At 66.0% G+C, this 18,696-nt stretch carries 17 protein-coding genes; 7 read left to right on the top strand and 10 right to left on the bottom strand.

Annotated features, from left to right (window positions below; genetic code table 11):
• Positions 1-104 precede the first annotated feature (104 nt).
• Positions 105-866, bottom strand: coding sequence for an NAD(P)-dependent oxidoreductase (locus ATF69_RS15860; protein ID WP_056058204.1), 762 nt, complete (start codon positions 864-866; stop codon positions 105-107).
• A gap of 237 nt (positions 867-1,103) precedes the next feature.
• On the opposite strand from ATF69_RS15860, the gene ATF69_RS15855 reads away from it, so the two are divergent.
• Genes ATF69_RS15855 through ATF69_RS15845 form a run of 3 tightly spaced genes read left to right on the top strand, consistent with a single transcriptional unit; the run spans position 1,104 to position 2,313 of the window.
• Positions 1,104-1,634 (top strand): helix-turn-helix domain-containing protein, encoded by a 531-nt coding sequence (locus tag ATF69_RS15855; RefSeq protein ID WP_146871553.1) that lies wholly within the window; start codon positions 1,104-1,106, stop codon positions 1,632-1,634.
• Positions 1,634-2,059 (top strand): VOC family protein, encoded by a 426-nt coding sequence (locus ATF69_RS15850; RefSeq protein ID WP_146871552.1) that lies wholly within the window; start codon positions 1,634-1,636, stop codon positions 2,057-2,059. The genes ATF69_RS15855 and ATF69_RS15850 overlap by 1 nt, the downstream gene beginning before the upstream one ends.
• Positions 2,056-2,313: a hypothetical protein gene (locus ATF69_RS15845; protein WP_146871551.1), complete on the top strand. Its 258-nt coding sequence runs from the start codon at positions 2,056-2,058 to the stop codon at positions 2,311-2,313. Before ATF69_RS15850 ends, ATF69_RS15845 begins: the two co-directional genes overlap by 4 nt.
• Before the next feature lie 22 nt (positions 2,314-2,335).
• Here ATF69_RS15845 and ATF69_RS15840 read toward each other — a convergent pair whose 3' ends face one another.
• From ATF69_RS15840 to ATF69_RS15830, 3 genes are all read right to left on the bottom strand, one after another.
• Positions 2,336-3,232, bottom strand: a complete 897-nt coding sequence (locus tag ATF69_RS15840; RefSeq protein WP_099730850.1) for a LysR family transcriptional regulator — start codon at positions 3,230-3,232, stop codon at positions 2,336-2,338.
• Between the two features lie 470 nt (positions 3,233-3,702).
• Positions 3,703-4,119 carry a hypothetical protein gene (locus ATF69_RS15835; protein WP_146871550.1) on the bottom strand — a complete coding sequence of 139 codons (417 nt, stop codon included), beginning with the start codon at positions 4,117-4,119 and terminating at the stop codon, positions 3,703-3,705.
• Positions 4,120-4,256: 137 nt separating this feature from the next.
• Positions 4,257-5,360, bottom strand: coding sequence for a tartrate dehydrogenase (locus ATF69_RS15830; protein WP_146871549.1), 1,104 nt, complete (start codon positions 5,358-5,360; stop codon positions 4,257-4,259).
• Positions 5,361-5,484: 124 nt separating this feature from the next.
• Between ATF69_RS15830 and ATF69_RS15825 the strand changes: the two genes are divergently transcribed.
• Entirely contained in the window at positions 5,485-6,429 is a 945-nt protein-coding gene (locus ATF69_RS15825; RefSeq protein WP_146871548.1) for a LysR substrate-binding domain-containing protein, read from the top strand.
• A gap of 89 nt (positions 6,430-6,518) precedes the next feature.
• On the opposite strand, the gene ATF69_RS15820 is transcribed toward ATF69_RS15825, so the two are convergent.
• Together ATF69_RS15820 and rpsU are read right to left on the bottom strand one after the other, a co-directional pair.
• The gene (locus ATF69_RS15820; RefSeq protein WP_055400197.1) at positions 6,519-6,965 is read right to left on the bottom strand and encodes a GatB/YqeY domain-containing protein; all 447 of its coding nucleotides are present in this window, start codon (positions 6,963-6,965) and stop codon (positions 6,519-6,521) included.
• 213 nt (positions 6,966-7,178) lie between these two features.
• Positions 7,179-7,391, bottom strand: a complete 213-nt coding sequence (gene rpsU, locus ATF69_RS15815; RefSeq protein ID WP_007833691.1) for a 30S ribosomal protein S21 — start codon at positions 7,389-7,391, stop codon at positions 7,179-7,181.
• Positions 7,392-7,700: 309 nt separating this feature from the next.
• Here rpsU and ATF69_RS15810 point away from each other — a divergent pair, with 309 nt between their 5' ends.
• Positions 7,701-10,952, top strand: a complete 3,252-nt coding sequence (locus tag ATF69_RS15810) for an EAL domain-containing protein (protein ID WP_121942335.1) — start codon at positions 7,701-7,703, stop codon at positions 10,950-10,952.
• Between the two features lie 120 nt (positions 10,953-11,072).
• Here ATF69_RS15810 and ATF69_RS15800 read toward each other — a convergent pair whose 3' ends face one another.
• The 3 genes from ATF69_RS15800 to ATF69_RS15790 form a co-directional block, all read right to left on the bottom strand.
• Positions 11,073-12,320, bottom strand: a complete 1,248-nt coding sequence (locus tag ATF69_RS15800; protein WP_146871547.1) for a BaiN/RdsA family NAD(P)/FAD-dependent oxidoreductase — start codon at positions 12,318-12,320, stop codon at positions 11,073-11,075.
• Positions 12,321-12,452: 132 nt separating this feature from the next.
• Entirely contained in the window at positions 12,453-14,675 is a 2,223-nt protein-coding gene (locus ATF69_RS15795; RefSeq protein ID WP_146871546.1) for a TonB-dependent siderophore receptor, read from the bottom strand.
• Between the two features lie 319 nt (positions 14,676-14,994).
• Positions 14,995-16,179: an ABC transporter substrate-binding protein gene (locus ATF69_RS15790; RefSeq protein WP_146871545.1), complete on the bottom strand. Its 1,185-nt coding sequence runs from the start codon at positions 16,177-16,179 to the stop codon at positions 14,995-14,997.
• A gap of 233 nt (positions 16,180-16,412) precedes the next feature.
• Here ATF69_RS15790 and ATF69_RS15785 point away from each other — a divergent pair, with 233 nt between their 5' ends.
• Positions 16,413-16,895, top strand: coding sequence for a DUF4124 domain-containing protein (locus ATF69_RS15785; RefSeq protein WP_146871544.1), 483 nt, complete (start codon positions 16,413-16,415; stop codon positions 16,893-16,895).
• A gap of 19 nt (positions 16,896-16,914) precedes the next feature.
• Here the strand turns inward: ATF69_RS15785 and ATF69_RS15780 are convergent, their stop codons facing one another.
• The gene (locus ATF69_RS15780) at positions 16,915-18,048 is read right to left on the bottom strand and encodes a sterol desaturase family protein (RefSeq protein WP_146871543.1); all 1,134 of its coding nucleotides are present in this window, start codon (positions 18,046-18,048) and stop codon (positions 16,915-16,917) included.
• Positions 18,049-18,166: 118 nt separating this feature from the next.
• Between ATF69_RS15780 and ATF69_RS15775 the strand changes: the two genes are divergently transcribed.
• Positions 18,167-18,655, top strand: coding sequence for an acyl-CoA thioesterase (locus tag ATF69_RS15775; protein ID WP_056058237.1), 489 nt, complete (start codon positions 18,167-18,169; stop codon positions 18,653-18,655).
• Positions 18,656-18,696 lie beyond the last annotated feature (41 nt).

Below are 18,696 nucleotides of genomic sequence, written 5' to 3'. Positions count from 1 at the left end.
GCAGCAGGCGGATACCGCCAGTTGCTGTTGTGATGAGGGTTTTCTGCAACTCTCCCGCCCCAGGCCCTCGTGACTGCGAGGGCCTTTTTTCATGGAGGGTTTCGTCAGGTGGCACTGCGGGGCTTGGCCGCCCAGGTGTCTTTCTTCCCGCGCATGCCCACGGGCAGCGCGAGCCCGACGCGGTGCCGGGACATCGCATCCCGGGGCTCGAGATGGGCCAGCATCAGAGAAGCTGCGTCGGCATAGGGAACGATCATCTGCGGCACCTTCGATGCGAACAGCAGCAGCATCAATGGGCTGGGTAGCCTGCCCGCAAAGGCTGGCACGGAGACCGGCAGCTGGTCCGCGGCGATGCGCAGCCGGGCGATCCCCAGCGCAGGTTGGTCGACCATCGGTCCCGGGCACAGCAGGCGCCAATCGAGGGATGAGGTGTTCAGGCGCTCAAAGTTCTTCTTGTGCGGCCAATAGGTGTCGCGCACCTTGGGCAGTTCAACACCCCGGCGGCCTGTCTGGCCGATGTCGAGCACCGCAGCGCCCCCTAGAAACCAGCAGGTTGGCCGCTCTGCGGGGGCCAGGGACTCCACGCTGGAAACAATGCGGTCCACGAGGTCGACAAACGCGCGACCTTCGGTGACCAGCCCCGCACAGTTGATCAACGCCTCGTGGCCCCGGATGATGTCTGCCAAGGCGCTGATTGCCACGGACCCCAGGTCCACCTGGTGCACCGTGATGCGTGATCGCAGGTCCTGGGGCAGCCGGGCAGGGTTGCGCACTAGCACTGACACCTGGTGGCCTGCCGCAACAGCTTGCTGCAGTACGTGGCGGCCGAGGGAGCCCGTGGCTCCCAGGATGAGAAGACGCTTCATGATGATTCGCGAGAGGATTGAGGAAAGGTCTGCCGATGGCCGGGTGGTCATCGACGGGCGATGCCGAGATGATTCCATGCCATCGTCTCTGCAGCGCTAACGGCGGGTGAGGCCCATCGCGAAGACGGTGACTTTGTTCACAGTGCTTGTCTTTGCCTGCGGGTTCTCGCGGGTCTTGCCTGCCGCCGTACAGGTGGTGCAGGAATTCCGACGGACAGGCGATATGCTGTGCCCACAATGCCTGTCGTGCCCCCGAAGCCCCCAGCCAACGGCCATACCGCTGACCCCATTGCGCCGCAAGACCCGGCCCTGTTGCGCCGTCTGCTGCGCGCCAAGGACCGCATGGACGCTGCGTCGCATGAAGCCTGGCCGGTGCAGCGGCTGGCCGAGGTCAGCGGCGTCTCCGACGCGCATTTCGCACGATCCTTCCGGCAGGCGTTTGGCATCCCGCCCCACCGCTACCTGCTGACCCGCCGCATCGAACAGGCCACCACGCTGCTGCGCGACACGGACTTGCCCATCACCGAGATTGCGTTTGCCACCGGCTGGGAGAGCCTGGGCACCTTCGGCCGCACCTTTCGCGACATCACGGGGCAGAGCCCCAGTGCGGTGCGCCTTCAGGCCCAGGCCCGTTTGGAGCCACTGGACAAGGTGCCGGCCTGCGTATTGAAAGCCGCACAACGCCCTGACCTCACCACCGCAGTTTCGGAGAAGCGCCGCCGCCAGCCCGCAGGTACAAACCCGTCATCAACAACCAAGGAGATCTGATGACTAAGAACCCAGGCATTGGCGTGGTGGGCGTGTATGTGGACGACCAGGACGAAGCGCTCGCGTTCTATGTGGGCAAGCTCGGGTTTCAGGTGCACACGGATGTGCGCAATGGCCCCTACCGCTGGCTGACGGTGCAGCACCCCGACCAGCCGGGCTTTCAGTTGGGGTTGTTCAGGCCCGGCCCACCCATTCACGACGAGGCCACGGCGCAAGCCCTGCGCGCCATGGTGGCCAAGGGCGCCATGCCGCCGCTGGTGTTGCATGTGTCGGACTGCCGCGGCGCGTATACCCGGCTGCGCGACCTGGGCGTGGAGTTCACACAGGAGCCCGTGGACCGGTACGGCAACGTGGACGCAGGCTTTCGCGACCCGGCAGGCAACGGCTGGAAGATGATCCAGCTCGCCGCTGGAGGTGTGCAATGAGCGCCGGTGCGGGAATTCGGCGGTTCCATCGCTGGGTGTCGATGGCGTTCACGTTGGCCGTCATCGCCAATTTTGTGGCTCGCGCCCAGGGTGCAGGCAACCCGCCGGACTGGGTCACGTACGCGCCCCTGCCGCCGCTGGCATTGCTGCTGTTGACGGGGTTGTACCTGTTCGTGCAACCCTACCTGCAGCGGCTTGCTGTCCGGTCTTCTGTTCGGCCTGCCCCGGGCGCCCAGGGCTTGCCGCCCGCGTGACGGCGCGCGGTGTGTCCCGCCATCACTCTGCGAAATCTGCAAAGTCCGCCAGCAACTCCAGCACGCCCTCCACGGCGGGCGAGGGCGGTGGCTGGTGGCGGTGCGCCACGGCCATGGGGCGCATGAGCGGTGGTTGCAGCGGGCGGATTTGGACATCGGGCGTGCCCTGCAGGTCCTCCACCTCCTCCATCGGTAGCAGTGCGGCGCATTGGCTGGCCACGGCCAGGCTTTTGAGGGCGCCAGGGTAGCTCAGGGCCAGAAAGGGGCGTGGGTGATGGCCTGCCTGACCAAACCAGTTGGCAATCAACCCGTGCATCTGCGTGGCGGGCGCAAACGATGCCCAGCGTCGGCTGGCCAGCCAGTCGGGGCCGACGCGGTCTGGCGCGTCCCACGCGGCGGGCAGCAGGGCCACCATGGGGTCGTTGCGCCAGGGGGTCTGGCGCACCTCTGCCAGCGGCGGCTGGGGGCTGGCGACGATGGCAATGTCCAGCGTACCGGCCTTGAGCCGCTGCATCGACTCGGCCGAGCCCACAGCCTCCAGGCGGATTTCTACACCGGGGCTGCGTGCCGCCAGCGCCTCCAGCATGCGTGGCAGCAGCCGGGTGCTGACACCCGCCGACACTCCCACCCGCACCATGCCTTCGCGGCCCGATGCGTGGCGCCGCACGCGTTCCACCAGGTCATCGCTGGCCAGCAGCAGCTGGCGGCCTTCGCGCACCAGCACCTCGCCAGCGGGGGTGAGGTCGGCCTGCCGCCGCCCGCGCACCACCAGCTCGGCGCCCAGGCGCGATTCCAGTTCCTTGATGTGCATGCTCACCGTGGGCGGCGCGAGGTGCAACGCCTGCGCGGCGGCCGCAAAGGTGCCCAGGTCGGCGATGGCGATCAGGGTTTGCAACTGATCGAGATTGAGGTTACGCATCAGCTTTTATGAAGTGAATCGTCATTGAATTCAACTTTACAGATGGTAAGCCCGGCGAGAGCATTGCGGGGCCATGAAACACCCGCATCCCCACGCCACTGCCCCCAGAGCCGTCTCTGCTTCAAACCTTGTGGGCCGCCAGCGACCGGTGCGAACCATTGCCATAGTCGTGTTTCTGCGTGCGCTGCGTTGGGCCGTGGCGGGCGCACGCAACGCCAGGGATCGGTGGGCTGCCGCTGCGGCGCGCGCCGAGCGGCGCGTCACCGAGCAGTTCAAGGTGCCCCCAGGTGGGGGGTGAGAGCCATATTTGAATGAAATTGGCGTATAGCGCAGGTAATTCATGCGCTGGTAGCTATCGTTTCAGGAGTGATGGCTCGTTGCTGGTCAGCCGGCAGTCGCCTTCGCCGCCGTGCCCCCGCAGAGTCATGGACATAACGGGGGCGTTCGGCGTGTGTGGGGCCTGAGGGCGCTTACTTGCGCTGGTTGAAATGGCTCTCGACTTCGGCGGTATGGCCGGCATAGCTCTTGGAGATGGGCCAGGTGCTGCACAGGCTGGTGCGCAGCCGTTGGCCTGATTGGAAGGCGAACACCATGTGCTCGGACCCCTTGGCGAACCGCACACCGCAACTTCCCTGGTCGCCCCGAGTTTGCACCGTGATGGCCGTGGCCTGATCGCCTTTGTAGATGGTCGTGGGCCTGAAAAGGGCTCGGTACTCGTTTTTGTTCGCAGGGTCGACGATCTCTTCTGTCACAACGCCTTTGAACACGACCGTGGCCTGTGGAGCATTTGCTTGCGCAGAGGCGAGCTTGCAGCTGCATGCATGGGTGTTGCTGGAGGCCAGCCAGGCGATGGCGGCGGTGCAGAAGATGGTAGTGATGGGCTTCATATTGGGCCTTGCTCAGAGGGTGGAGTGGGGCAGCTATCGATTCGGCAGTACCGGTGCTGCAGCCGTGCTGGGGCAGTTCAATGCTGGTGACGGGCGCTCGTTGCAAACAGTGGTGCGTTCCTGACGCCGTGCACCGATCAGGCTGCAGCAATGTGCTCCGCGATGGCTTGTCCCACTTGCGTTGTACTGGCGCTTCCTCCCAGGTCCGGCGTGCGCGGCCCGCTCTTGATCACCTCTTCGATGGCCGCCACGATGGCATCGTGTGCCAACCTGCCCGCGCCCTGGCCGTGGGTGAGGAAGTCCAGCATCAGCGCCCCCGACCAGATCATCGCAATCGGGTTGGCGATGTTTTGGCCGTAGATGTCGGGCGCGGAGCCGTGCACGGGCTCGAACAGGCTGGGGAACGTGCGCTCGGGGTTCAGGTTGGCGGAGGGCGCCAGGCCGATGGTGCCGGTGGTGGCCGGGCCCAGGTCGCTGAGGATGTCGCCAAACAGGTTGGTGGCGGCCACCACGTCAAAGCGCCCAGGCTGCAGCACAAAGCGGGCGGTGAGGATGTCGATGTGCTGCTTGTCCAGCGTGACCTCGGGGTAGGCCTGGGCCACATCGTCGGCACGCTGGTCCCACCAGGGCATGCTGATGGCGATGCCGTTGCTTTTGGTGGCCAGGGTGACATGCTTCTTGGCCCGGCTTTGCGCCAGGTCGAACGCGAACTTCAGCAGGCGGTGGGCGCCGTGGCGGGAGTAGACGGACTCCTGGATCACGATCTCGCGGTCGGTGCCCTCGTACATGATGCCGCCCAGTGACGTGTACTCCCCCTCGGTGTTCTCGCGCACCACGCAGTAGTCGATGTTGCCGGGCTTGCGGCCCACCAAGGGGCAGGGTACACCTTCGAACAGGCGCACGGGGCGCAGGTTGATGTACTGGTCGAACTCGCGGCGGAACTTGAGCAGCGAACCCCATAGCGACACATGGTCCGGCACGGTGGCGGGCCAGCCCACGGCACCGAAGAAGATCGCGTCCATGCCCGCCAGCTGCGCCTTCCAGTCGTCGGGCATCATTTTTCCGTGGGCGGCGTAGTAGTCGCAACTGGCCCAGTCGATGGTGGTGGTTTCGAGAGCGATGCCAAAGCGTTCTGCGGCGGCCAACACCACGCGCAGGCCTTCGGGTATCACCTCCTTGCCAATGCCGTCTCCGGCAATGAGGGCGATGCGGTAGGTTTTGGGGGCAGTGGAGGAGGTCATCAAGCGGTCCTTGCAATGGCTTCGAGGGTGCGGCTGCAGGGTGCAGCCAGCGGCATGGCCTGCATTGTTCCCAACGCTTCCGATAACTACAATCCGCTAACTGTGGCCTTATCCTTCACACATCGTGCATAAAAATCCTGCAGCGGAAGACCTGCGCGTGTTCACGGCCGTGGTGCGCAAGGCCAGCTTTGGCGGCGCCGCCACCGAGCTGGGCACTTCGCCCGCCTACGTCAGCAAACGCATCCGCCTGCTGGAGCAGGACCTGCAGGTCAAGCTGCTGCACCGCACCACCCGCCGCGTGGCGGTGACGGAGGAGGGCGAGCGCGTCTTCCACTGGGCGCAGCGCATCTTGGACGACATGGAGCAGCTGATGCAGGAGGTAGCGGTGACGCGCAGCGAACCGCGCGGGCTGTTGCGGGTGAGCAGCAGCTTTGGTTTTGGCCGGCAGATCGTGGCGCCCGCGTTGTCGCGGTTGGTGGCGCAGCACCCGGGGCTGCAGGTGCGCCTGGAAGTGTTCGACCGGCTGGTGGATGTGGCGGGCGAAGGGTTTGACCTGGACGTGCGCGTGGGCGACGAAATTGCGCCGCACCTGATCGCCCGCCGCCTGGCCGACAACCACCGCGTGTTGTGTGCAGCGCCTGCCTACCTGCAGAGCAAGGGCTCGCCGCGCACGGTGGCCGATCTGGCCGCGCACGACTGCCTGGTGATCAAGGAGCGTGACCATCCATTTGGCGTGTGGCGCCTGCGCAGCGGTGCGCAGGAAGAGTCGGTGAAGGTGCGTGGCCCGCTGTCGGCCAACAATGGCGAGATGGCCGTGCAGTGGGCGGTGGACGGACGTGGCGTGGTGCTGCGCTCGTTGTGGGATGTGGGCGCGCACCTTCAGACCGGGCGCCTGGTGCAGGTGCTGCCGCCATGGCAGCAGGAGGCCAATGTGTGGGCTGTGTACCCCACGCGGCTGGAGCGCTCGGCCAAAGTGCGGGTGTGCGTGGAGTTTTTGCAGGCGCTCTTTCGCGACGGGTGGGCGTCGCGCAGCGCAAAGACCTGTGTGGGCGCAAACGCCTCGGTTTGACGCAAAAATAGCTGCTAGCGCACGTCTTACAAGCGCTCGCAGCTATCAAAAAGATACCGGTCGTACCGTGGGCACGACCGCAGGGGCGATCAGCCCGCCAGTGCCGCTTTCACGGCAGCCGACACCTGGCCCATATCGGCCTTGCCCGCGAGGCGGGTCTTGACCACGCCCATGACCTTGCCCATGTCGCCAGGGCCCGATGCGCCGATTTCGGCCACGATGGCCTTCACGGCAGCCAGCGTTTCTTCTGCCGACATGCGCTCGGGCAGGTAGGCCTGCAGCACAGCCATCTCGGCCTTTTCCTTGTCGGCCAGGTCCTGGCGGCCTGCGCCCTCAAAGGCGGTGATCGAGTCCTTGCGCTGCTTGATGAGCTTGTCCACGATGGCGACCACGGCCGCGTCGTCCAGCACGATGCGCTCGTCCACTTCCTTTTGCTTCATCGCGGCCTGCAGCAGGCGGATGGTGCCCAGGCGCTCGCTGTCCTTGGCGCGCATGGCGGTTTTCATGTCTTCGGTGATCTGGTCCTTGAGGCTCATGGCGGCTTCCTTGGTTGGTTTTAGACAAGAACAGGGGTTTGCCAAAAGGCTTTCTGGCTAGGCGTCAACGCCGCAGACAGTAGTGCTGCTACGGCAAGGCGTTGCAACGACGCCAGAAAGCCTTTTGGCAAACCCCAAAAACAAAAACCCGCGCTTGGCGTCCCTAGCGCGGGTTTGTCGGCACTCCGTATCAGGACGGGGCCAAAGCGGTACTTAGTACAGCTTCTTGGGCAGTTGCATGCTGCGAACGCGCTTGTAGTGACGCTTCACGGCAGCAGCCTTCTTGCGCTTGCGCTCGGCGGTGGGCTTTTCGTAGAACTCACGGGCGCGCAGGTCGGTCAGCAGGCCGAGCTTTTCAATGGTGCGCTTGAAGCGGCGCAGTGCAACGTCAAAGGGTTCGTTTTCTTTTACGCGGATCGTAGTCATTAGCTAATGTTTTCCAAATGGTGCCTGCAGAGGGGCTTGGGGAGATCGGGCCTCAAGTCCGTACAAAGCGGTTTCCCCGTCTGTAACTAGTATTTGGCCGACGGGGCATTGCCAGCAAAGCCGGAGATTATAGCCTTTATCCACGCCCAGAGCGCAAGGATTGCCGGTCTGTCCCCGAACAGGGCGTCCGGTGGGCTTCTCACAGCCGGGCCGCACCGCAATGGCGCGGAAGTTGCTTCACGTTGTAACACTCCTATTCACCGGTGGAGAGCCCTGGCCATCCGCCCGGGCGGCCCCGCCGCAGACACCATGGCATTCATGCACCGCGTATCGGGTTGGCTGGGCCGGCTCAGTGTGGGCCGCAAGCTCATGCTCATCTATCTGCTGGACCTGACGGCGGTGATCTACGTCTCCAGCATCCTGATCCACGAAAAATACCTGGCGATTGATTTCACGCGCAAGGAGGTGGTGGGCACTACCTACGCGGCCGTGGTGCGCGATGGGCTGATGGGGCAGTTCCTGGATGCTTCGCAGCAGCCTCCGCTGGTGGCCGACGTGCTGACCCGCCTGGACGCCGTACGGGCAGCCCACGACGAACAACTGCACACGGCCGATGTGGGGCAGCGGTTTGGCGTGGCGCTGCAGCAGCTGACGGGCCAGCCCCAAGGGGGCGCTCCAGCTGCTGATCCGCAGACGCTCACCCGGCTGCGCAGCCAGCTGCTGCGCGAGGGGCGTGAGTTGCTCACCACGGTGGGCAACCAGTCCAACCTGATCCTGGACCCGGACCTGGACAGCTACTACGTGATGTCGCTGGTGGTGCTGCGGTTTCCCGAGCTGCTGCAGGCGGTGCATGACACCGTCAGCTTTTTGAACGCGGCGCCATCGCGGCGCGGGCCGCAGTGGTCGTCCGAGCTGCTGACGCTGGTGGGGCGGCTGGATGCGGTGATGCTGGGCATCGAGTCGGACTACAACCAGGCCTTCATTGCAGGCTCGCCCGAGATGCGGGCCGCGCTGGTGCGCCAGCGCGAGGCGCTCAAGGCGGCGCAGGAGGGCTTTCAGGCCTTGCTGCAGGGCATTGCGTCGGGCGAGTCGCGCCTGACGGTGGCACAAGTGGGCGTGCAGGAGGCACAGGTGCTGGGCGCGCTGCGCGATGCCTGGTCGGTGGGCATTGTGGACCTGGAGCGTTTGCTGAACCAGCGCGCCGACAGCCTGTTTGCCCGCATGTGGTTGCACCTGGGCACGGCGCTGGTGCTGCTGGGCTGCATCCTTTCGCTCGTCACCCTGGTCGCGCGCCAGATCGCCAAGCCGCTGCAGCAGCTGGCGCGTGTGGCCGACGAGGTGCGCAAGAGCGGTGACCACACGCTGCGTGCGCACTGGGCCAGCCGCGACGAGATCGGCCGCCTGGTTACCGCGTTCAATGAGATGCTGTCCCAACTCGACCGCGACCGCGTGCTGCAGCAAGAGCTGGCCGCCAGCGCCCGTGCGGCCGAGGCGCAGCGTGAACTGGTGGAGGCCTTCCCCATCCCCATGGTGGTCACGTCGATTCCCGAGCACGAGGTGCTGCACTCCAACGCACCCGCAGCCCACTGGCTGGGGGGCCGCAAGACCGACCCCTGGGCCGTGGGGCTGGAGCCCGGCGTGCGCGCGCGCTTCTTTCAGCGCCTGGCCGACCAGGGCTCGGTCGATGAATTTGAAGTGCGCTGGAAGGGCAGCCCCGAGCCTTCGTGGGCCGTGCTGTCGGCGCGGCGCCTGCAGTTCCAGGGGCGCGACTCGGTGCTCACGGCTTTCACGCCCATCAACGTGCTCAAGGTGATGGAGCAGCGCCTGGAGCTCTGGGCCAAGGTGTTCGAGGCCTCGTCCGAGGGCATCATCATCATGAACGCCGAGCAGCAGATCATCAGCGTGAACAAGGCGTTCTGCCGCAGCACGCACTACGACTTCTACGAGGTCATTGGCGAAGACCTGGGCTTTCTGCTGGAAGAGGCGGGCGCCGAGCCGCTGTCGGTGCAGATCCAGCGCACCATGCTCGACAAGGAGTCGTGGCAGGGCGAGGTGCGGTTTCGCCGCCGCTCGGGCGAGACCTACCCAGCCTGGCTCATGGTGTCGGCCGTGCGTGAGGGCAAGGGCGGTGCGGTGGCCAACCACATCGGCATTGCCATCGACATCACCGACCGCAAGCTCAACGAGGAGCGCATCCAGTTCCTGGCGCACCACGATGTGCTCACTGAGCTGCCCAACCGATCGCTGTGTGTGCAGCGCCTGCAGATGGCGCTGGCACAGGCGCCGATCACGGGTGAGAAGGTGGCGGTGCTGTTCATCGACCTGGACCGCTTCAAGGCCATCAACGACACGCTGGGCCACCACATTGGCGATGGCCTGCTGCGCTCGGTGGCCGCACGCCTTACGCAGGCCGTGCGCAGCCGCGACACCGTGAGCCGCCTGGGCGGCGACGAGTTTGTGGTGGTGATGCGCGACGTGGCCGGGCGCGAGGATGTGCAGCAGCTGGTGGAGCGGCGGCTGATCCCGCTCATCCGCCAGAGCCACCCGGTGGAGGGGCATGAACTCAATGTGTCCTGCAGCGTGGGCATCGCCGTGTACCCCGAGGATGGCAGCGACATTGACGAACTCATGCGCCGCGCCGACGCCGCCATGTACGAGGCCAAAACCACCGGCCGTGACATGGCGCTGTTCTATTCCATGGAGACCGACCAGCGTGCGGTGGCCCGCCAGACCATGGAGCAGCAGCTGCGCCGCGCGCTGGAGCGCCACGAGCTGAGCCTGCACTACCAGCCCCGCTTGAGCGCCCAGGGCACCCAGCTGCTGGGCGTGGAGGCGCTGCTGCGCTGGACCAGCCCGGTGCTGGGCTCCATCCCTCCCAGCGAGTTCATCCCCATCGCCGAAGAGACCGGCATGATCCGCGCCATTGGCAGCTGGGTGTTGCAGCAAGCCTGCGAGCAGTGGGTGCGCTGGCAACAGCTGGCGCTGGAGGCGGGCCCTGGCGATGCCTTGATGCCACACCCGCTGGCCCGGGTGTCGATCTCGGTCAACCTCTCGGCCGCGCAGATGTCCGACCCCGCGCTGGTCACCGACATCGAGGCCCTGCTGCTGCGCACCGGCATGCCGGCGCACCGGCTGGAGCTGGAGATCACCGAGTCCCAGCTCATGGACAACGCCCATGCGGCCGAGCAGCAACTGGCGGCGCTCAAGGCGCTGGGTGTGCAACTGTCCATCGACGACTTTGGCACCGGGTATTCCAGCCTGGCCTACCTCAAGCGCTTTGACATCGACCGCCTCAAGGTGGACAAGTCCTTTGTGCGCGACATGCTGGCCAACCCGGCCGACATGGCCATCACCCGCGCCATCATCGCGCTGGGCCACACGCTGGGGCTGCGCATCGTGGCCGAGGGCGTGGAAGACCTGGCCACAGCCCAGGTGCTGAGTGCACTGGATTGCGAGGAGCTGCAGGGCTACCACTTCAGCCGCCCGCTGCCGGTGCCGGAGCTGGAGGCCTGGGCCCGACAGCATTGCGGATTGTTGACGCGAGAGGCGGCGGCAGCGTAGCGGTCAAACGGGCGCCGCGCACGCGCGGGACGCCGGGCAAGGGCCGCCCTGCAGCGAGGGCGTCGTCCCCCTGCCCGCGCAGCGTAGCGTAGCGAGAGCGGGGAGAAGGCCCGTAGGGCCTCAGGGGGGTGTTGCTGCCAGCGCCTGCGCACAGGCATGCGCGCTGGCCCAAGCCCACTGAAAGTTGTAGCCGCCCAGCCAGCCTGTCACGTCCACCACCTCGCCAATGAAGTACAGGCCGGGCTGCGTCTTGCACTCCATGGTCTGCTGCGACAGCACGCGCGTGTCCACGCCGCCCAGCGTTACCTCGGCTTTTTTGTAGCCCTCGGTGCCCGTGGGCGTCAGCTCCCAGCGCGCCAGCTGCTCCGCCAGGCGCGCCAGGGCCTTGTCGCTGGCCTCGTTGATGGGGCGCTGCCAGTCGGCCTCGCGGCTGGCCCAGGCGTCGGCCAGGCGGCTGGGCACCAAGGTGGCCAGCTCGTTGGCAACCAGCTTGCGCGAGCGGGCCTTGCCCTGCGACAACGCGGCGGGCAGGTCCACCGTGGGCGCCAGGTTGATGGCCAGGGGCGTGCCCTCCTGCCAGTAGCTGGAGATCTGCAGCACCGCCGGGCCCGACAGGCCCCGGTGGGTGAACAGCAGGTCTTCGTCAAACGCCATGCGAGTTTTCTTGGCCCCTGTGCTGATCTGCACCGGCAGCGCCAGCCCCGCCAGCTGCGCATACGGCGCCCAGCCCGCGCCGTCAAAGGTCAGCGGCACCAGGCCCGGCTTGCGCTCGATGAGCGGGATGCTGAACTGCTGCGCGAGCCGGTAGCCAAAGTCGGTGGCGCCGATCTTGGGGATGGACAAGCCGCCGGTGGCAATGACCAGCGCACCCGCCGACACCGGCCCACGATCGGTATCAATTTGATAGCTGCCCGGGCATGATTCACTAGCGCTTGATGCCAAAAAGTCTATTTTTTTGACGCTACAGGGCTGCCAGCGGGTCACGCCACCCGCCTCGCACTCGGCCAGCAGCATGGCAATGATGTCCTCGGCCGAGCGGTCGGCAAACAGCTGGCCCTTGTGCTTTTCATGAAACGGGATGCCGTGCTTTTGCACCAGCGCGATGAAGTCGGCGGGCGTGTAGCGCGACAGCGCCGAGCGGCAGAACTGCGGGTTCTGCCCCACAAAGTGTTTGTGCGGTGCGGCCGGGTCCAGGTCGCGGTTGGTGAAGTTGCAGCGCCCGCCGCCCGAGATGCGGATCTTTTCGGCCACCTTGTCGGCATGGTCGATGAGCAAGACCTTCAGGTCCCGCTGGCCCGCCTGGCCCGCGCAGAACAGGCCGGCAGCGCCGGCGCCGATGATGATGGCGTCAAAAAATGGGAGGGACACGGGAAGGCATCAAAAGGGACAAAGGTGTGATTGTCCCCCGGCTGGTCCGGGGCCTGCTTCGCACGGCGCGATGCCGCTGCGGCGCAAGCCCCGGTCGCCCCCTCGCTCCCTCTTGTGTTGCGGGTAGGCCGGTCAGAACGCCGCGCGCAGCGTCACGCTCAGGTTGCGGGGGTCCGCATAGTTGCCGTAGTCCAGGTTGGCCCAGTACTTCTGGTTGGTCACGTTGTTCACGGCCACCGTCGCGCTGACCTTGGGGTTGAACTGCCAGGACGCGCGCAGGTTGAGGATGGCCTGGGGCGACTGCTTCACCGTCACCGTGCCGCTGGGGTGCGGGATGTTGAAGCCCTCGATGGCGCTTTGCCAGGTCAGGTTGCCGCCCACCGACAGCGGCGCCAGCGCGCCCGAGAGCTGGTAGTCCGTGCCCAGTTGCAGCAGGTAGTCGGGCATGTTGGCGTAGATCAGGTCGGTCGGGGCACGCGTGACCTTGGCGCGGGTCAGGCCCGCGCTCACACGCCACTGCCGGGTGGCCATGCCTGCGAACTCCAGCTCGAAGCCGGTGGACTTCGTGCCGTTCACGGCCACGTAGGGCAGGCTGCCGTCAGGCAGCGGGGTGGTGATGGCGCTGTCGCGCACGCCGAAGTTGTCCTGCTTGGTCTGGAACACCGCAAAGTGCGCCTGGATGCGGCGCTCGAACAGCTCGGCCTTGAGGCCGGCCTCGGCATTGCTGCCGATGACGGGCGACAGCGGATTGTTGTTGCGGTCCTTGTAGTTCTGCGGGTTGAAGATGCGCGCGTAGCTGGCGTAGGCCGAGAGGGTGGGCGTGATGTCGTACACCGCGCCGATGAAGGGCGTGACCTTGCGGTTCTCGTCCTGGATGGCCGAGCGGCCTGCATAGCTGCCGGTGGTGCCATAGGTGTCGGAGTGGCGGTGCCAGTCGGTCAGGCGCAGGCCGGTGAGCACCGACAGCGGGTCGGCCAGGCGCCAGCGTGCCGAGGCGAACAAGCCCGTCTGCTGCGTGATCTGCGTGCGCCATGCGCCGGTCTTGGAGTACGTGGGCGCAGGTGCGTTGCCGTCCCAGGTGTAGATGTTGGGGATCACATAGCTCCAGCCCGCCACGGACGTGTAGCCATCGGTGCGCGTGGCAGTGCGGGTGGAGCTCATGCCCACCACCAGGTCGTGCTTGCGGCCACCCAGCTCGAACTTGCCCGACAGGTAGGCGTCTACCGTGTCCTGCTTTTCGCTGCTGCCGCTCACGGCGGCATACAGCGTGGTGCCCGCGCCGGTGGCCGGGTTGATGAAGGGGGCCTGGCTGGTGGTGGCGCCATAGCCGTAGGTGCTCAGGCGGAAGGTGTCGCCCTCGGTGTGGTTCAGCGCGGCCTTCAGGCTCCAGTCGTCGTTGATCTGGTGGTCCAGCGTGGCATAGAGCGTGCCCGAGGTGCGCTCCCAGCGCGTCCAGGGCGGCGAGAAGCTGGTGGAGATCGGCAGGTCGATGGGCGCGCCCGTGGTGGCAAAGCGCGGGATGGTGCCCCAGATCGGCGCCTTGGGGTCGTTGGACTGGCGCTGGTAGCCCAATGACACCACGGTGGCGGTGCCGATGTCGGCCTCCACCGCGGCGAGCAGGGCGGTCTTGTCTTCGGAGTAGCGGTCGCGGAAGCTCTCTTTCTTCTGCGGGGCCACGACCAGGCGGCTGCGCACGCTGCCGTCGCTGTTGAGCGGTGCGTTGATGTCCAGCTCGCCCCGGTACAGGTTCCACGACCCGGCGGTGAGCGCGACAGACGCTGCGAACTCGCGCTGCGGGCGCTTGCGGATCATGTTGATGGTGGCCGACGGCACGCCCACACCGGTCTGGATGCCGTTGGCGCCGCGCACGATGTCGATGCGCTCGTACAGCGCGGTGTCGAACTCCTGGTTGGTGCTGCTGCTGTAGCTGGGCAGGCCGTCGGTCTGGAAATCGGTGATCTGGAAGCCGCGCGCGTAGTACAGCGGGCGCTGCGTGTCATAGAAGCTCACGGCGATGCCGTTCACGTTGCGCAGCACGCTGTCGATGCTGGTGAGCGACTGGCGCTCGATCTGCGCGCGCGTCACCGTGCTGACGGACTGCGGCGTTTCACGCGGCGTGAGCTGGAGGCGGGTGGATGCGCTCTCGCGCGCACCCGACACGGTGACGCTGTCCAGTGCCTTGGGCTCCACGACCTGGTCGGTGTTGGCTGTGCCCGAGAGGGAGGGTTCGGCGGCGGGCGCTGGTGACTCGGCGGCGGTCTGGGCACTGGCGGTGCCCATCATGTTGGCTGCGAGGAAGGCGGCCACCGCCAGAGGGTGGAGGGCACAGACAAGGTGTCTGCGGGGTGCGTGCATGAAAGGGCTCCTGGGGGAAATGCGATGACAGGCTGGCTGGCAACGCTCCTCCGACGGGACGCACGGCTGGCTGGGGTTTGTAAAATTTTAAATACAAATGGGAACTATTCGCAAAAATGCATCCACTGTGGTATCCAAGGTGCGGGTTTTTGTTGTTCTGGCGGCACAACTTACCGGGTGGGACGCAGTCCGCTGCACCTGGTAGCCAGGGTGATGCCTTTGCGTGGCGCTGTGGTGGGCACTGCGGCACGCCTACGCGGTGTGCCATGTCCTGCAGGCCCGCTGGCGCCGAAGCCGCCAGCGAATCGTGGCGCGGCATCTACTGCCGATACACCCCGCCCGAGCCCACCACGGCGATGTCCACGTAGTTGGACCCGTGGTGGTTCTGTGCGCTGAACTGGTAGCTGAAGCCGCCCAGGTCCAGATTGCCCAGGCCCTCCATGGCCGTGACCAGGCTGGTGCGTGTGACGCCAGGCCCCGCAGCGCGCAGGCCTTCAATGAGCACGCGCGCGTCCATGTAGCCGGTGTAACGGTCGTAGTCCACGGGCTTGTCGTAGCGCTTCATGGAGGCCTGAAAGTCGCGCGTGAGCGCAATGGTGGGCTTGGTGGGCGAGGGGCCCGTACGCGCCACCGCCAGGCCACGCGCATCGTCGCCCAGCGCCTTGAGCACAGCGGTGCCTGCACCCAGCGACAGGGTGTAGATGGGCACGCCCAGGTGAGCGCGGTTGGCCCGCACATAGGCCACTACCGACGGGCCTGCCGCCACCAGCAGCACGGCCTGCGGCTTTTGGGTGGCCAGGGCCTTGGCGGCTTCGTTCGCGTCTTCACCCGACGAGGCCAGCGCATGCGACCCCGCCAGCGTCGCGCCTTCAGCGGCAACCGTCTTTTCGACCAGGGGCAGCAGCAGTTTGCCGAAGTCATTGTTTTCGTAGGCCACGGCAATGCGCGAGGTCTGCACGGCCACCAGGTTGCGCACGATCTTCACCAGTTCGTCGGCATAGCTGGCGCGGGTGGTGAAAAGGTAGGGGTGCTGCTGCGCGCGGACGGCGGGGCTGCCGGTGTACACGGAGATCAGCGGCAGCTTGGCCTGCGCCAGGTAGGGCAGCAGCGTCATGACCTGCGAGGTGCCGGCCACGCCAAACAGTGCCAGCACGCCGTCTTTTTCGCTCAGCTGCTTGGCGTTGTCCAGCGCACGGCGGGCGTCAAAACCATCGTCCAGCGACACCAGCCGGATCTTGCGGCCACCGATGCCGCCCTTGGCGTTGGCGTCTTCCACGGCGGCCTCCTGCCCCTCGTGGATGGGCGACAAAAACGGCGCCATGCCGCCTGACAGTGCGGTCGAGCGGCCGATGAGGATGTCTCCCTTGCCGCCGCCGGCGGGCTGTGCGCGGGCGGGCAGGCCAGCCAGGGCCGCGCTACCGGCCAGCGCAAGGACCAGGCTGCGGCGGCGCGCCAGGGGCAGCCCCTGGTCGGCGGGCCATGCATTTGCATTCGGGGTCTTCATCACACAGCATCTCCAGCAAAAAAACCGATTCAAAGGGCTGCGAGGCCCCGAAGAGCGGCGATGGTAGGAGGGCGCTGTGCCCCGCACGCACCGGGTTTCTACCGGGGGCGCGTCATCTTAGGGACATGTGTCTATCCACCCACGGCTCTGACGGCACCCGCGCAAGACGGTGCGATTCGCCCCGCCCCATGCGGCGCGGTAGCATGTGGCATGGACCTGCCGAGGACAACACCATGACTTTGATCCGCTACGCCCTCTGTGCCCTGGCGCTGGGCTGCCTGGCCCCCGCCTGGGCCATCAACAAGTGCACGGACGCCAATGGCAAGGTGTCGTTCCAGGACGCGCCTTGTGCGGGCGAGGGCGAGAAGATCGACGTGCGCCCCACCACCCGTGGCGCCACCCCGGTGCTGCCCCCCGTAGCGCCTTTGGCCGAGGGCGCGTTTGGCCCCACCTGGCAGCGCAAGAATTACCTGCAGACCCAGGGCATCCCCCAGGCGCGCGCCGCTATCGAGCGCAACCAGCGTGAATGCACGGCCCAGCCCAATGCCGTGGCCACGGCAGGGCCGCTGCGGCGCGGCAACCTGCCGTCGGGCAACCAGTTTGTGCAGGAGGGTGCGGAAAAGGCCGCTGATGCCAAAGCCGCGTGTGAAGAACGGACCGAGGCCTTGCGCGAGCAACTGCGGGTGCTGGAGCGAGAGCTGGCGGCGATGCCCTAGCCCTGCAGCTGAGGAGTCCTCATCCCTTCCAGGTGAACGGAAACTTGAACTGCTTCACAAAGCCGTTGGGCACGTAGTCGCCCAGCACGCCATAGTGCTCGGGCCAGAGCTTGGTGCTTTTGACGGCGGTGCCAAACAGGTAGTCCAGAAACGCGAAGTGCGCGGCGTAGTTCTTGTCCAGCGCCTCCTGGTCCTGGCTGTGGTGCCAGTGGTGGAAGTTGGGCGTGACCAGCACGTAGCGCAGCGGCCCAAGTCGCACGCTCACATTGGCGTGGTTGAACACGGCCTGGAAGCCCACCACCACGATGTATGCGTCGATCACTTCCTTGCTGAAGCCCAGCATATAGATGGGGGCCAGCACCAGCGTGCGGGTGATCAGCAGCTCCAGGATGTGCTGGCGCGAGCCCGCCATCCAGTCCATGCTTTTGACGCTGTGGTGCACGGCGTGAAGGCGCCACAGCAGTGGCACCTCGTGGTAGGCGCGGTGGGTCCAGTACTGCACCAGGTCGGCCACCAGGATGATGAGGAACAGTGCCACCCAGAAGTTCAGCCCCTGCACCCAGCCGCGAATGCCGTCGCTGGCCGCCCAGCCAAAGAACTTGTGCACGATGAGGTTGGTGGCCAGCAGCACAAAGCCCACCACCATGTGGTTGACGATGAAGTGGTGAAAGTCCGTCTGCCACTCGGCGCGGAAGATGGGCTGGTCCTTGCGCAGCGCAAACAGCTTCTCGATGAAGATGAAGATCAGCGAGCTGCCCAGCAGGTCCAGGATGAACCAGTCGAGGCCGATGTAGGGTGTGTTGTCGGGGAAGTTCGGGTCCACCTCCACCTTGTGTCCGCCCAGCAGCGCGGCAATCGCCACGATGGCAAACGCGAAGGTGGCCAGCCAGCGGGCACGGTTGAACAGGATGTTGACCAACGAGATGCCGCCCGCAATTGCCATGGCCACCAGCATGATGTTGCGTATCACCGCCACGTCGTAGCTCTTGCGCAGCTGCGGCGTGGTGAGGTACTCGGGGAAGTGAAAGGCCAACACGCCCAGAAGGCACAGGATGGCCAGCGTGAGTGCAATCACGCCCGACACCAACCCCTTGCCGGTGCGCAATGCGCCGTGGCTTTCGGTGAATTCGTTGAGTTTTTCTAGTTCGATCATCGGTTCCTCCTCGCACCCGGTCAGCAGGTGCTGCGCGAGTGTAGCGAAGCTGCCACCCGCAGTGCACAGGGCTCAACTTGCACGCGACGCAGCACACGCAGCTTTCTAAAATCGCTGCATGAACATCCCTTCACACCAACTCAGCATGACCGTGCTCATGTCGCCCGACATGGCCAACTTTTCGGGCAACGTGCACGGCGGCGCCATCCTCAAGCTGCTGGACCAGGTGGCGTACTCATGCGCTAGCCGCTATTCGGGCTGCTACACCGTGACTCTGAGCGTGGACCAGGTGATGTTTTTGCAGCCCATCCATGTGGGCGAGCTGGTGACCTTTCTGGCCAGCGTGAACTACACAGGCAGCTCGTCGATGGAAGTCGGCATCAAGGTGGTGGCCGAAGAGATCCGTTCGCAGGTGGTACGGCACGTCAACAGCTGCTTCTTCACCATGGTGGCCGTGGACGAGGCGCGCAAGCCCGTGCAGGTGCCGCCACTGTCGCCTTCCACCCCCGACGAACGCCGCCGCTGGGACGCTGCGGTGATCCGCAAGACGCTGCGCAAGGAACTGGCACAGCGGTTTCAGCAAGTGCGAGAAACCGCCGGGCAGTAACCCGTTGAGTGGGCGCCTTGAATGGACGCCTTCGAAGGCCC

Source organism: Acidovorax delafieldii (assembly GCF_007993815.1).
Lineage (GTDB): Bacteria > Pseudomonadota > Gammaproteobacteria > Burkholderiales > Burkholderiaceae_C > Acidovorax > Acidovorax delafieldii.
Note: the sequence above shows the minus strand (reverse complement) of the source record. Positions and strands in the feature narration are given on the sequence as shown.